Origin of the sequence: Shewanella sp. Shew256, from assembly GCF_002196695.1 — a bacterium.
GTDB lineage: Bacteria > Pseudomonadota > Gammaproteobacteria > Enterobacterales > Shewanellaceae > Shewanella > Shewanella mangrovisoli.
In genome coordinates this window covers 319953-332753 of the sequence record NZ_NAJR01000003.1, presented here as the reverse complement: position 1 = coordinate 332753, position 12801 = coordinate 319953, and the positions used below count along the sequence as shown (strand labels likewise).

Here is a 12801-nt window from a genome sequence, read left to right as displayed (position 1 = left end):
TTACTTTTGGGTTAAGTGTTTCTCCACTAACGCAATCATCGCCTTTGCCGCAAAGGACAATACCTGTTCTTTGCGCCAGAACAGCGATAACTCCCAGCGCAGTTCATCGCTCGCCAATGGAATATTCACCACCCCAGACACACTGTAACGCCGCGCGATAGAGCGCGGCAGTATCATCACGCCAGTGCCCGCCGCCACGAGGGCAATCCCAAAGTCGGCTTGGCTGACTCGAGTGATGTTTTTAGGGGTAAATCCGGCGTGTTGGCAAGCGGTTAACACCAGTTGATACAAAGTATATTCGGTCTCAAACATCACTTGTGGCTCGTCGACTAAGTCGTGGATTGACAGCATTGGCCGCGAGGTGAGGGGATTCTCCTTGGGCAGCACTACCACCATGGGATCGTTAAACACCCGAATGCCGTGGTAACCATCGTCGAGGTTGATAATCCCGGTTGCCAGTTCGATTTCACCCTTTTGAATCGCTAAGGTTTGCTCGACGCCGCCGCGCACCAGCAGGTGCATATCGATTTGCGGATATTGCTGGCGATACTTGGCAATAATAGGAGCAAAAATCTCAGCACTGCCGAGCGGCGCGAGACCGAGTTTTAATTCGCCAGCGGTTAAACTGCGCTGGGCACTGAGTTCGGTCAGCATGCGTTGCCGGCCAGCGAGTAACTCCTTGCCATGGCGATAGACCACTTCTCCCGCTTGGGTGAGCTTAACCTGAGTGCCACGTTTGCCGCGCTCGAGTAGCACGAGATCCAGTTCTTCCTCTAATTGGCGCAGCGCCTTGGAGAGTGCTGGTTGGGTGAGGTGAACTTTTTCGCTGGCCTTACCAAAACCGCCTGCATCGATGATCTCGATAAAATAACGCAGCACTTTAAGATCCATTATCTTCCCTATAATACATTCTTAAAATTCATGGATTACATTCTTAATATTCATTTTTTTTATCAAATAGGCAAGCCTAAAATAATCCAATAGCAACTTTAGTGTAAATCGAGAAACCGCATGTCTTTCCTACAAGCCGCAATACGTCGATGCCGTCATGGGGCTTTATTGTTAACTCAAATTGGCCTCTTCTGTTTATTGTCTTTCGCCTGCCATTGGTTTGCGACTTGGGCACATTCACCTGTGCCAGGTAGTGTGCTGGGTCTAGGTATCTTACTGATTTTACTTGCGACTAAGTTAATCCCTGAAAACGCCGTGCAGCTTGGTGCCGCTTGGCTGATTGGCGAGTTGCTGCTGTTTTTTATTCCGCCAGTGATCTCTGTGATCAAGTACGAAGGCCTGTTTGAGCAATATGGGGTGAATATTCTCTTCACCTTAGTGATGGGCAGTGTGTGCGTGATGGTGGGCACAGGATTTGTAGTTGACCGAGTATTTCGTTTTGAGCGTCAACTCAATATCAAAAAGCATGCACGCCGCCATGCTAAGGCCGCCTAATGTTGAGCCTTAACTTAAGCCCTTCGGCTGTTTCTGAGTTGCTGTTTTCGCAGACGGGATTAGCGCTTATCAGCTTGTTATTAACGCTGTTCTGTTACTTTGCGGCTAAGCGTTTATACAGGCTCCACCGTGTCTGGTGGTTGGCGCCGATTGTGCTCGCGCCTGTGGTGATAACGCTCTTAGTGTTTAATCTCGATATTCCACTGCCCACTTATTTTGAATACACCCATTGGTTAATGGCAATGTTGGCTCCGGCGACGATCGCATTTGCCTTACCGATTTATCGGGAGCGCAAACTCATTCGCCAATATCCGTTGACCATTGCCCTTGGGGTGATAGCGGGACTGTTGCTGGGTATGGTTTCTAGCTGGCTGTTAGTAAAATTTGTGCCGCTGCCGGTGGAACTGTCGAAGAGCTTGTTGGTGCGTTCGGTATCTACGCCCTTTGCGATGGAGGCGACAAGTGCCTTTGGCGGAGTGCCAGAACTGACCGCCATGATGGTGCTCATCACCGGCATTATCGGCATGTTAGTGTGCGAGCCGCTGTTCAAGCTGATGCACATTCGTACGTCTTTAGGTAAAGGCGTGGCCTTGGGCGCCTCGGCCCACGGTGCGGGCGCTGCTAAAGCCAGTGAGTTAGGTCAGCAAGAGGGGGTTATTGCCAGTTTAACCATGATTTTTATCGGGATTGCCATGGTGCTGGGCGCGCCTGTATTTGCGGTTATTTTTAGTTAGTGTTCGAGAGTGATGTGCTGAGTTTGCGTTAATCCTCTCCACCTTATTGCGATTTTGTTTGTTTAAGCGATGTTGTTTTGCCTCTTAGGGCGCTAACCTCTGCTGGGTTATGCGCCCATTTTTTTTAGCTGGCGGCGAATATCGAAATCTAGTGACACTCAATTAAATCGAATAGGGATATAGGATGGACAAGCAAACACGGGTATCGAATGTGACATTGAGACCCATAGGGCAAGACGATCTGGAGTTGATCTTCACCCACCAGCAGGATCCGATAGCTTCCCAATTGGCACAATTTCCCTCGCGGGAACGTGAGGCGTTTTACCTTCATTGGCAGCAAAATATCCTCGGGCAGGCATCGGTGCTAGCACGGGGGATAGAAGTCGATGGCTTGCTCGTTGGCAATATTGGCCATTGGCATATGGATGGTCAGGCGATGATTGGCTACTGGATTGACCGTGCATTTTGGGGGCGTGGGGTAGCAACGCTGACCTTAAGCGCGTTTTTGCCTTTAGTGAATTCAAGGCCGCTCTTTGCCCATGTGGCTCAGCATAATGTGGCGTCTCAGCGAGTGTTGCTGCGCCATGGATTTGTAAAGATGGACAGGCTAATTCAAGAAGAGGATGATGCGGCGCCCTTGTTTGAGTTTGTACTGGGATGATGACTAAACAGTCACGCTAGCCAATAGTTTAAAACGCTTTTCCTGCGGTTTTGGCTTATTTTTAGGAGAATATTATTTAAGAAATCTATTTAGATATACGTATTTTATCGTAAATTTAGATTTATCAACCCGACTTTAGTCTAGTACGTGATGGCTTGACCTCATTGGCTAACTCAATGAAACTCTCCATTTAATCACCTCCTACTAAAGTATGGATAATTAAATAATGTTTATTTTCTTCTTATGTCTTGCGCTCTTAGTGCTGGCATACAAGTTTTATAGCCCATTTGTTGAGCGCCAAGCTGGGATCGATCCTAAAGCGCAAACACCCCAAGCAAGATTCGAAGATGGTGTGGACTATGTGCCCGTTCACCCAGCCAAAGCGTTTTTGATCCAATTCTTAAACGTTGCTGGAGTCGGGCCGATTTTTGGTCCTATCCTAGGGGCTTTATATGGCCCAGTGGCGTTACTCTGGATTGTGTTGGGTAACATTATTGGCGGCGCGGTACACGACTATTTCTCTGGCGTGTTAAGCATTAAAGAAGATGGTAAGAGCCTGCCAGAAATCGCCGGTCACTACTTTAATGTCTACTTTAAAGGCGTGATGCTGCTGTTTACTGCGATGTTACTGTTCTTCGTGGGCGTGGTGTTTATCATGAGCCCTGCGGGTCTGTTAAGTAACCTCGACTATTTTAAAGACACCATTTTTGGCAATAACACCTTCTGGGTGTTGGTGATTTTGGCTTATTACTTCTTAGCCACTATGCTGCCAATCGATAAGATCATCACTAAGCTATATCCCGCTTTTGGTCTGTTGATGATCGTTATGACCACCTCGATTGCGGTTGCTCTACTTATCAGCGCGCCACAGTTACCCGAAATGGGCGATGTGTTCGCTTACTTCAACCACAGCCATTACAACAATGAGTTGCTCGAGCCAAACCCAGACGGTTTACCGATTTGGCCATTGCTGTTCGTGACTATTACCTGTGGTGCTATCAGTGGTTTCCACTCGACTCAAGCACCTATCATGGCGCGCTGCCTGACCAACGAGAAATACGTTCGCCCCGTTTACTATGGCGCTATGGTGGCTGAAGGTGTTGTGGCTTGTGTGTGGGCGACTGCGGGTATTGCGGCCTTCCCAGGTGGTTATGTTGAGCTTAAGAGCTTACTCGACCAAGGTGGTCCAGGCCTAGTGGTTAACCAGGTGGCGACTAGTTATCTCGGTGTATTAGGCGGTGTGATGGCAATTATTGCGGTGGCGGTATTCCCGATTACCTCGGGTGATACTGCATTTAGATCGCTGCGTCTCACCATTATCGACGCCTTTAATATCCCACAGAGTATGCGTAACCGTTTACTGGTGGCGGCGCCCATCCTGACAATCGCTTACTTTATGACTAAGATCGACTTCTCCTTGATCTGGCGTTATTTCGCTTTCTCAAACATGCTGTTATCGACAAGCGTGCTGTGGTTGGCGACTAAGTACCTGTTCGATAGAGGCAGCTTCCATTGGATTGTGAGTTTGCCTGCGATTGCCGGAACCTGTGTGACCATCTCTTACATCATGACGGCGGGTATTGGTTTAGGTTTGCCTCAATCTCTGAGCCAACCCGTGGGGATTGCGGTCGGCGTGGTGTGTTTAGTGGCCTTGATTATTGCCCATAACAAACGCAAAACAGTGCTGGATACAAACTCTTAACCTCATTGGTTTTATGACTGCTAAGGGCTGCATTTTGCAGCCCTTTTTAATACTATTTTCATAAACTGGCGTCAGTATTGAATATTGTCACTGTGACATATTCCATTGCGTCGAAATTATGTTAGATTCTGGCGAACTGATGGAGATAGAGGTATGGTTATCACTGTCATCAACAGTTCTCCACAGGGCAGTCACTGCAATATTGTTTACTTTTGCAGAGAAGTGTCAGGAAGTTACACCAAATCAGAGTCTGCTTATGCAACCCAATTTATTTCCCGAACAAAGACATTTAAATCGTGAGCCGATGGTGATGCCGTCGGTGGAAGCTCAGTCTACCCGTAGCCGTTTACAACGCATGGTCGGCAGTGTGCTACTCACTTGCAGCGTGTTGTTAAGCTTATCTGCTTGTGCAGCGGGTAAGGCGAGTGCACCGCAGGAAGAAGAGTTTAGCTACGCTTGGTTGAAAGGCTATGCCCATACGCTGGCGACTGAGTCCTATGTGAGCCATAAGGGCGAGTTGCCAAAAAGCTTACAGGGCATGAGCTGGGATGATTACCAGCAGTTCCATTTCAAGAAAAAAGCTGCCTTGTGGCGTGAGGATGATTCGGAGTTTCGCGCCGAGTTATTCCACTTAGGCCTGTACTTCGATACGCCTGTGCATATTTACCAATTGGAGAATGGCAAGGCAAAGCTTATCGAATATTCGTCTTCTATGTTCGATTACGGCAAATCTAAGGTAAAGGGTAGCCAACTACCGAAAGACTTAGGCTTTGCTGGGTTTAGAATGCAGTTCAACACTGACTGGCAGCGTGACGTGGTCGCCTTCTTAGGTGCCAGCTACTTCCGCGCCGTAGGTCAGGAAATGCAATATGGTCTATCTGCCCGTGGTTTAGCGGTAGACACTGCGCTGCCTAAACCTGAAGAATTCCCTATGTTTACCCGTTTCTGGTTAGAGAAACCACAACCGGGCTCTAATATTGCGACTGTGTACGCTCTGTTAGATTCACCAAGTGTAACAGGGGCTTACCGTTTCGATATCGAGCCGGGTGAACGTTTAAAAATGAAGGTCGATGCGGCGATTTACCCGCGTAAGGCCATCGAACGTTTAGGCGTTGCGCCACTGACCAGTATGTACATGGTGGGTGAAAACGATCGTCGCACCGGTTACGACTGGCGCCAAGAGATCCACGATTCAGACGGTCTTGCCATGCACACGGGTAACGGTGAATGGATTTGGCGTCCGCTGGGCAACCCAAGCAACCTGCGTTTCAATGCCTATAGCGATGAGAATCCAAAGGGCTTTGGTTTAATGCAGCGCGACCGTAATTTCGACCATTATCAAGATGATGGTGTGTTCTACGAGAAGCGCCCAAGCCTGTGGATCGAGCCAACGGGTAACTGGGGTAAAGGTTCGGTGCAGTTAGTGGAAATTCCAACGCTGGATGAAACCTTCGACAATATCGTGGCGTTTTGGAATCCTGCTGAGCCTATTCAGCCAGGTCAAGAACTACTCTACAGCTACAACATGTACTGGGGCGGTATTCCACCCGTTCAGTCACCCCGTGCCCGCGTAGTCGATACCTTTACCGGTATTGGTGGTGTGGTTGGTCAAAAGCGTAAGTACTATAGCAAGCGCTTTGTGATTGATTTTGCTGGTGGTTCCTTACCTATGCTGGGTAAAGATACCCAAGTGAAGGCGGTGATTTCGACCTCTCAGGGTCGTGTCGAAATCGAATCTGCTCGCCCACAACATGCGATCAACGGTTACCGCGCTATGTTTGACCTAGTGCCACCAGAAGACAGCGTTGAGCCGATTAACCTCAGAGTTTACTTAGAGGTCGACGGTCAGCCGTTAACTGAAACTTGGATGTACCAGTGGACACCACCACCAGTGAACGAGCGTGAGCTGCATAACGCTGGTCATCTGCAGTAAGCCGTGACTCAGTCTTAAATCTTAAAACGCCAGCCCTGTGCTGGCGTTTTTGTTTTAGCGGATTTGTTAAATGCAAGCCTGACTCGGAGTTATTGAGGACTGATTCACTTTTTGCAAATCTAAATAATTTTTCACTGTCAAAGAGGCCAACCTTAGGCGTAATCTGTGGCGTCCTCGTAATAGGTTAGCGATTCATGTTTGAGATATTGTCTTCTATCGGCCTGGGTTGGTCGGTAGCTTTAGTGCTGGCGGTATTATTTGTGCTGGCCTACGAATTTATCAATGGTTTCCACGATACCGCCAATGCTGTTGCCACAGTCATCTACACCAAGGCAATGCCTGCCAACCTCGCGGTGATTTCTTCAGCCCTGTTCAACTTTGCTGGAGTGCTGCTCGGTGGACTTGGCGTGGCCTATGCCATAGTGCATCTCTTGCCCGTCGATTCTTTACTGGGAATGGACTCAACCCAAGGGTTGTTGATGGTGTTCTCGCTACTCTTCTCGGCCATTATTTGGAACTTAGGCACCTGGTATTTTGGCATTCCGGCCTCCAGTTCCCATACCCTGATTGGCTCGATTATGGGTGTTGGTGGCGCATTCGCTTGGATACACAATGAACCTGTACTGCATGGTATCAACCTTACCAAAGCCACGCAGATCATGCTGTCGCTGATCATCTCGCCCACGCTCGGGTTTGTGCTGGCGGGGATACTGTTGTTACTAATGAAGTTCGTGTGGCAAAAACACAAGATCCACCGCACCCCAGATGAGCAATTTCAAATTAATGGTAAACGCCATCCGCCGTTCTGGGCGCGCGTCAGCCTGATAGCCTCGGCCATGGGGGTGAGCTTCGCCCACGGTTCCAACGATGGCCAGAAGGGCATTGGCTTAGTGATGCTGGTGCTGATCTGTATGGCGCCGGCGTATTTTGCCCTCGACATGAGCAGCCAATCCTACGATTTGGCGAGAACGCAAGATGCTAACCGTCGCATTATGGCGATATATAGCCGCAATCAAGCTGTGATTAGCGATCTCGTGGATGTTAAAGCCCAAGTGAATGTGACAGACACTTTACTGAGCCACTGCTCGGCACAAACCGTGTTACCAGCCATGTCGCTGCTCGATCGCCGTTTAGATAAGGCCAGCAGTTTTCAAGAGATGAGTGTCGCGGAGCGACGTGAAGTGCGACGCTTACTGCTTTGCATTGATGATACTGCGCGCAAAGTGGCAAAATTAGACTTACCCGCCAAGGAGTTAACCTCACTCAATAAATGGCGTAAGGATTTAACTAAGCCGACCGAATACGCGCCTTTGTGGGTGATAGTGGCGATTGCCACGGCCTTGGGCTGTGGCACCTTAGTGGGTTGGCGCCGCATTGTTTATACGGTGGGTGAGAAGATAGGCTCCTCGGGGATGACCTACAGCCAAGGAATTGCGGCGCAGGTGACGGCGGCGGCATCGATTGGGATCGCCAGCGTGACGGGCATGCCCGTTTCAACCACCCATATTCTGTCATCGGCGGTGGCGGGCACTATGGTGGCCAATCGTTCAGGCTTACAAAGCCAAACCATTAAGCAGATTTTATTGGCTTGGGTGCTGACACTGCCGATTACCATGCTCTTATCGGCCTTGGTGTTTATCTTGGCTAACGTGCTCTGGGGTTAAGCTCAATACCCTTTACCAGGTCAGTTGCATCTGCGCTGTGGATTGTGCCAAGGCCTTATGCAACTGAATCGTAGGTAAGCTGACCTCATCGGCCAACTGTTGCTGCAACTGCTGGTATAAACGTACCGCTAATTCGGGCGCGGTTTGGTTATCGGGCGTATGGATAAAGAGATAAGGCTCGCGACCCTCTTTTATCCACAGTGCGAGTTGCCGCAACCAATTGTTAAAAAAGCTATCGTTATTCTTCACCTGCAATCTCTCGTTGCTCGCCGCTAAGGCTTCAATCGTGCCATCCGTTTGGCCAATAAAACGCACCACGGGCGTATGGGCGGTCGCGATAGCGTGAACGGGCACCTGAGGCTTTTTCTTATGGGCATCGATAATCGCCTCGTTGGCGGGCGGCAGGGCAAATAGCGGCCGACTGTCCATGATGATGCGATTGACTTGTCTGTCCATCAGCAGGCGATTTAGCGCGCGCTCGGCGTCTCCCTTGGCAAAAAATGCTAAATGGCGAACCTCTACGCCATAAGTTAAACCTTGCGGTAAAAGATCAAAAAAACGTGCTAATGCAGGCAATTGTTCGGGGCCGAAGGCGGCGGGGAGCTGAATTTTCCACAAACCGGTTTTTTCGACCAAGGGTGACATCACTTGGAAGAAAGCCAATAACTCTTGCTGACAATCCTGCAACTGTCTTTGATGGGTGATGGTCTGTGGCAGTTTGAAGGTAAAGCGAAAATCATCAGGGGTGGCACTGTGCCAATTCATCACAGTATGGGCATTTGGCGTCGCGTAAAAGCTGGTGTTACCTTCCACTGTGTTGAAGATACTGGCATAGCGAGCAAGTCTGTCTGCCTGTTTAGTGCTTGAACCATAAACACTTTCTTGCCAGTGGTTATGCGACCACATGGCAAGCCCGAGACGTAAATGTCGCGCGCTATGGGAAGGGGACTTGAGTGACGCCAAAAATGCTCCTAGTTAAGCTTATTACCTGATATTCAATGGATAAAACAGCGTTGCGGGCTTATCATCGCCGCTTTATGTGAGTATTGTGCTCAAATCCCTTTATATAGGTCAAATCGCTTTTGCCCACAACTTACAGTGCTTGGCTTAGTGTTTAAGGCCGCATGGAACTGTCATAATAATTAACCTACTCTAATAGTATGTTATTGTGTGGTGAGAGCTTTAACGACTGGGGATAAATTGACTCAGTATGAAGATGTATATGAGCCGCAGGCATGGTTGGAGAGTTGTGTGAAAAACGATGGTTATACTTCCCTAAGCCAATTTGTTGATCTGCTATTGGATGCCATCTGTGTCGTCGATAAAACGGGGCACTTTGAGTTTGTCAGTGCGGGGGCCGAACGTATTTTTGGTTATACCCCGGACGAAATGCTCGGCATGCAGATGTTAGATCTTGTCTATCCACCGGACAGGGAACGGACTCTCGCCGCAGCCAATGACATAATGGAAGGGCGTTTTAAGCTCGACTTTGAAAACCGTTATGTACGAAAAGACGGTACACTCGTCGATATTCTTTGGTCCGCCCGTTGGTCCGAGGACCGTCAGCAGCGGATTGCCGTGGCTCGTGATATCACTAAGAATAAAATTGCCGAGCGGCGCCAAGCCGCGCTCTATGAAATTTCAGAAGCCGTGCATGTGGCTGAAGATCTCTTAGCCCTGTATCGGCATATTCATCAGATCATGGCCAAGTTATTACCGGCGGCGAATTTTGCCATTGCGCTTTATGATCAAGATCTTAATGATCTGGATTTTCCTTATCGTGTTTGGGTTGGCGAGCAGAATCGGGCGCAGTGTGCCAGCTTCGATCTGTTTACCGAACAAGTGATCCAAAGCGCCGAGTCACTGCTGATTTGTCCGGTTGCCATGCCAGTTTCCCATGCTCAGGAGCAAGATTTTCAAAATCAACCTATTAGCTGGCTTGGGGTCCCGCTAAAGCTACAAAAGGGCATAATTGGCGCGCTGATCATGCATAGCACCCCGGATTCTCGGGCCTACACTAAGCAAGATTGCGAGCTGGTAGAATTTGTGTCGACCCAAATCGCCTTCGCGATTGAGCGGCGGCAGATGTTGGCGCGTTTAGAGCATATTGCGCTTTATGACCAACTTACCCATTTGCCAAATCGTGAGTTGTTTTATGACAGATTCCAGAAGGCGCTATCACGCGCAAATCGTGAGTCGAGCTATTTCTCCTTACTCTATTTAGACTTAGACAAGTTTAAATGGGTGAATGATACCTATGGCCATGGTGTGGGCGACCTGTTACTGCAAATCACCGCCCAGCGGATTTTGGGCTGCGTCAGAAACTCTGATACGGTTGCTCGTTTTGGAGGCGATGAGTTTGTGATCCTATTGGAGCGTGTCGATTCGGCGCAGAATACCCTGTTCGTTGCCCAAAAAATTCTTGAAGTGCTTAATCACCCCTTCGAATTAGTCAATCAACAGATCCATATTTTGCCCAGCATAGGCATTGCCCTTTATCCCGAACACGGTAAGGATGAAAAACAGCTGCTGTCCTGCGCCGATTCGGCGATGTATAAGGCGAAGCGTAATGGGGGGAATCGGGTTGAAATGGGCTATCAAGGCTTAAAGACCAGCTATTTTGAATCCTTGAGCCCGCATCATCTCTAAGTGTTTAAGAGATAGTTTTAGCATAAATAAAAATCCCCGATAAGTTTAAGATTATCGGGGATTTTTTATAGTGTTGCTATGCGTTACGGCATAAGCCGTTGCTGCATTTATAGCTTAAAGCGGCCAACTTCCTGTTGCAGCGAGGCGGCTAAGTGAGCCAATTCCTGCGCCTGAACCATAGAGCTTTGTGCTTCGATAGAGAGGTTTTCAGAGACCTCACGAATCGATTCTGTATTCCGGTTAATTTCGCTGGTGACCGAGGTTTGCTCCTCTGCGGCCGTGGCAATTTGGCTCGCCATATCCGAGATCTCATTAATAGCTTTGCTGATCTGTAGCAGGCTCTCACTGGCCGAGTTAGCGTCGGCGACACTGGTTTCAGCCATATCATGACTTTGAGTCATAGATTTAACCGCCTTACCCGCAGTTTGCTGTAAGGTTTCGATCATGGCTTGAATTTCTTGGGTCGAGGAGTGAGTGCGCTGCGACAACACGCGTACTTCGTCGGCTACGACGGCAAAGCCACGACCTTGCTCACCAGCGCGGGCGGCTTCAATGGCGGCGTTCAGCGCCAGTAAGTTGGTTTGTTCGGCAATGCCACTGATGGTGAGCAGGATGCTATTAATTTTCTGCGAGTGTTCGTTTAACTCGCTGATAATACGGCCCGCAGTTTCGACCTCGTTGGCTAAGTTACGGATTGATTGTTGACTCTGCATCACTTGTTTTTGGCCGTGGTTCGACAGACCAACCGCATCTTGCGCCGTTTGCGCTGTGTGTTCGGCATTGCTGGCAATCTCTTCGGTGGCACTGGCCATTTCAGTCACAGCGGTGGCTACCATAGTCACTTCGTCCTGCTGTACGGCGATGCGCTGGCTATTATCTGTGGCCGAGGCGCTACTGCCTTGAGCTTGATATTCCAGTTGGCCTGCAATCTTGTGCATTCTTGAGATCATGCCGTGCAGACGCTCGACGAAGCGGTTAAAGCCCGAGGCTAAGATGCCAATCTCGTCGTGGCTGTTGGCGGTGTGAATTCTCACCGTCAGGTCACCATCCCCTTCGGCAATATCATTGAGTGCCAAGGCAACGCGTTCTAAGTCTTTAAATTGGATCTTGAAGATGGCGACTAGAACTAAGCCGAAAATCACCAGTAAGCCAGCACCGACGGCGGACATCCACCAGGCGAGTGTGGTGGCCTGCGACATGATTTCGTCTTTATTCATTACGAAAACCAATTCCCAATCGGTGGATGGCACAGCTGCAACATAAATAAGTTGGGTCTCGCCATCGAGTTCGCGCTCTTCTAGGGTATTGGCGTTGGCACGTTGAGATAACCAGCTCGGGGTAAAACTGTTATCGATTTTATTGAGTTGTTCGTTATTGAGCTGGCTTTTAGGATGGCTAATGATAAGCCCTGTCTTGTCCACCATGATGGTGTAGCCTTTGCCTGGCACTTGAAGGCGCTGCACCGCATCTGTGAGTTGATCTATGGTGAGGTTAGCTGCTGCCACCCCGAATAGGCTACCCGAGACCATCACAGGTTCGGCAATGGTCACTACTTGTTTTTTTAAGGTGGCGCTGACATAGGGGGCCGTCATCACAATGGCATTGGCGGCTTTGGCATCCATATACCAAGGACGAATTCTGGGGTCATAGTTAGCGACGTTAAGCGCAGGATCTTGGCGATACATGTTGCCTTGTTCATCTCCAAAATAGGTCAGCGCGAATCCCATACCATTATGGGCTTGTAATAAATAAGGGGTGATCTGCACACTGGGATCGGCCTCTATGGTCTTTTTAAGACTGGTGATGGCCATTTTTCTATCTTGCATCCACAGTCCAATCCCTTCGGCAAAGGTGTTCGCCAGTTGGTCAATTTCATGTTGAGTGTTTTCTAAGGCATTATTTCTAATGAAGTAACTTGAAATGCTTACCAGCACTGCGACAGTAATGAGAACGGCGAAGAGACTACTAAAGAGTAAGCGGGTTTTGAGTGTTGATCTCATATGTAATTCCTT

The 12801-nt window shown here is 49.0% G+C and carries 10 protein-coding genes; 7 read left to right on the top strand and 3 right to left on the bottom strand.

Annotation, left to right across the window (positions count from 1 at the left end; all coding sequences use genetic code 11):
- Complete coding sequence (locus tag B5P39_RS07165) at positions 1-891, bottom strand: LysR family transcriptional regulator (protein ID WP_088210967.1); 891 nt, start codon at positions 889-891, stop codon at positions 1-3.
- 120 nt (positions 892-1011) lie between these two features.
- Between B5P39_RS07165 and B5P39_RS07160 the strand changes: the two genes are divergently transcribed.
- The 6 genes from B5P39_RS07160 (at position 1012) to B5P39_RS07135 (ending at position 8140) form a co-directional block, all read left to right on the top strand.
- Positions 1012-1446 carry a CidA/LrgA family protein gene (locus tag B5P39_RS07160; RefSeq protein WP_023268403.1) on the top strand — a complete coding sequence of 145 codons (435 nt, stop codon included), beginning with the start codon at positions 1012-1014 and terminating at the stop codon, positions 1444-1446.
- Entirely contained in the window at positions 1446-2180 is a 735-nt protein-coding gene (locus B5P39_RS07155) for an LrgB family protein (RefSeq protein WP_088210966.1), read from the top strand. The genes B5P39_RS07160 and B5P39_RS07155 overlap by 1 nt, the downstream gene beginning before the upstream one ends.
- 184 nt (positions 2181-2364) lie before the next feature.
- The gene (locus B5P39_RS07150; RefSeq protein ID WP_088210965.1) at positions 2365-2841 is read left to right on the top strand and encodes a GNAT family N-acetyltransferase; all 477 of its coding nucleotides are present in this window, start codon (positions 2365-2367) and stop codon (positions 2839-2841) included.
- 226 nt (positions 2842-3067) lie between these two features.
- Positions 3068-4543 (top strand): carbon starvation CstA family protein, encoded by a 1476-nt coding sequence (locus B5P39_RS07145; protein WP_011716023.1) that lies wholly within the window; start codon positions 3068-3070, stop codon positions 4541-4543.
- Between the two features lie 256 nt (positions 4544-4799).
- Positions 4800-6476, top strand: a complete 1677-nt coding sequence (locus B5P39_RS07140; RefSeq protein WP_164717923.1) for a glucan biosynthesis protein — start codon at positions 4800-4802, stop codon at positions 6474-6476.
- 194 nt (positions 6477-6670) lie between these two features.
- Positions 6671-8140, top strand: coding sequence for an inorganic phosphate transporter (locus B5P39_RS07135; protein WP_088210964.1), 1470 nt, complete (start codon positions 6671-6673; stop codon positions 8138-8140).
- A 12-nt stretch (positions 8141-8152) separates the two neighbouring features.
- Here the strand turns inward: B5P39_RS07135 and B5P39_RS07130 are convergent, their stop codons facing one another.
- Positions 8153-9046 carry a DUF72 domain-containing protein gene (locus B5P39_RS07130; protein ID WP_088210963.1) on the bottom strand — a complete coding sequence of 298 codons (894 nt, stop codon included), beginning with the start codon at positions 9044-9046 and terminating at the stop codon, positions 8153-8155.
- 345 nt (positions 9047-9391) lie between these two features.
- Here B5P39_RS07130 and B5P39_RS07125 point away from each other — a divergent pair, with 345 nt between their 5' ends.
- The gene (locus B5P39_RS07125; protein WP_088210962.1) at positions 9392-10789 is read left to right on the top strand and encodes a sensor domain-containing protein; all 1398 of its coding nucleotides are present in this window, start codon (positions 9392-9394) and stop codon (positions 10787-10789) included.
- A 107-nt stretch (positions 10790-10896) separates the two neighbouring features.
- Here the strand turns inward: B5P39_RS07125 and B5P39_RS07120 are convergent, their stop codons facing one another.
- Positions 10897-12789, bottom strand: a complete 1893-nt coding sequence (locus B5P39_RS07120) for a methyl-accepting chemotaxis protein (protein ID WP_088210961.1) — start codon at positions 12787-12789, stop codon at positions 10897-10899.
- Between the last annotated feature and the right edge of the window lie 12 nt (positions 12790-12801).

Excerpts from the sequence above, each read along its gene's own strand:
- B5P39_RS07140 (WP_164717923.1), top strand. The coding sequence starts at position 4,800 with ATGCAACCCAATTTATTTCCCGAACAAAGACATTTAAATCGTGAGCCG.
- B5P39_RS07160 (WP_023268403.1), top strand. The coding sequence starts at position 1,012 with ATGTCTTTCCTACAAGCCGCAATACGTCGATGCCGTCATGGGGCTTTA.
- B5P39_RS07165 (WP_088210967.1), bottom strand. The coding sequence starts at position 891 with ATGGATCTTAAAGTGCTGCGTTATTTTATCGAGATCATCGATGCAGGC.
- B5P39_RS07120 (WP_088210961.1), bottom strand. The coding sequence starts at position 12,789 with ATGAGATCAACACTCAAAACCCGCTTACTCTTTAGTAGTCTCTTCGCC.
- B5P39_RS07145 (WP_011716023.1), top strand. The coding sequence starts at position 3,068 with ATGTTTATTTTCTTCTTATGTCTTGCGCTCTTAGTGCTGGCATACAAG.
- B5P39_RS07130 (WP_088210963.1), bottom strand. The coding sequence starts at position 9,046 with ATGTGGTCGCATAACCACTGGCAAGAAAGTGTTTATGGTTCAAGCACT.
- B5P39_RS07150 (WP_088210965.1), top strand. The coding sequence starts at position 2,365 with ATGGACAAGCAAACACGGGTATCGAATGTGACATTGAGACCCATAGGG.
- B5P39_RS07135 (WP_088210964.1), top strand. The coding sequence starts at position 6,671 with ATGTTTGAGATATTGTCTTCTATCGGCCTGGGTTGGTCGGTAGCTTTA.
- B5P39_RS07155 (WP_088210966.1), top strand. The coding sequence starts at position 1,446 with ATGTTGAGCCTTAACTTAAGCCCTTCGGCTGTTTCTGAGTTGCTGTTT.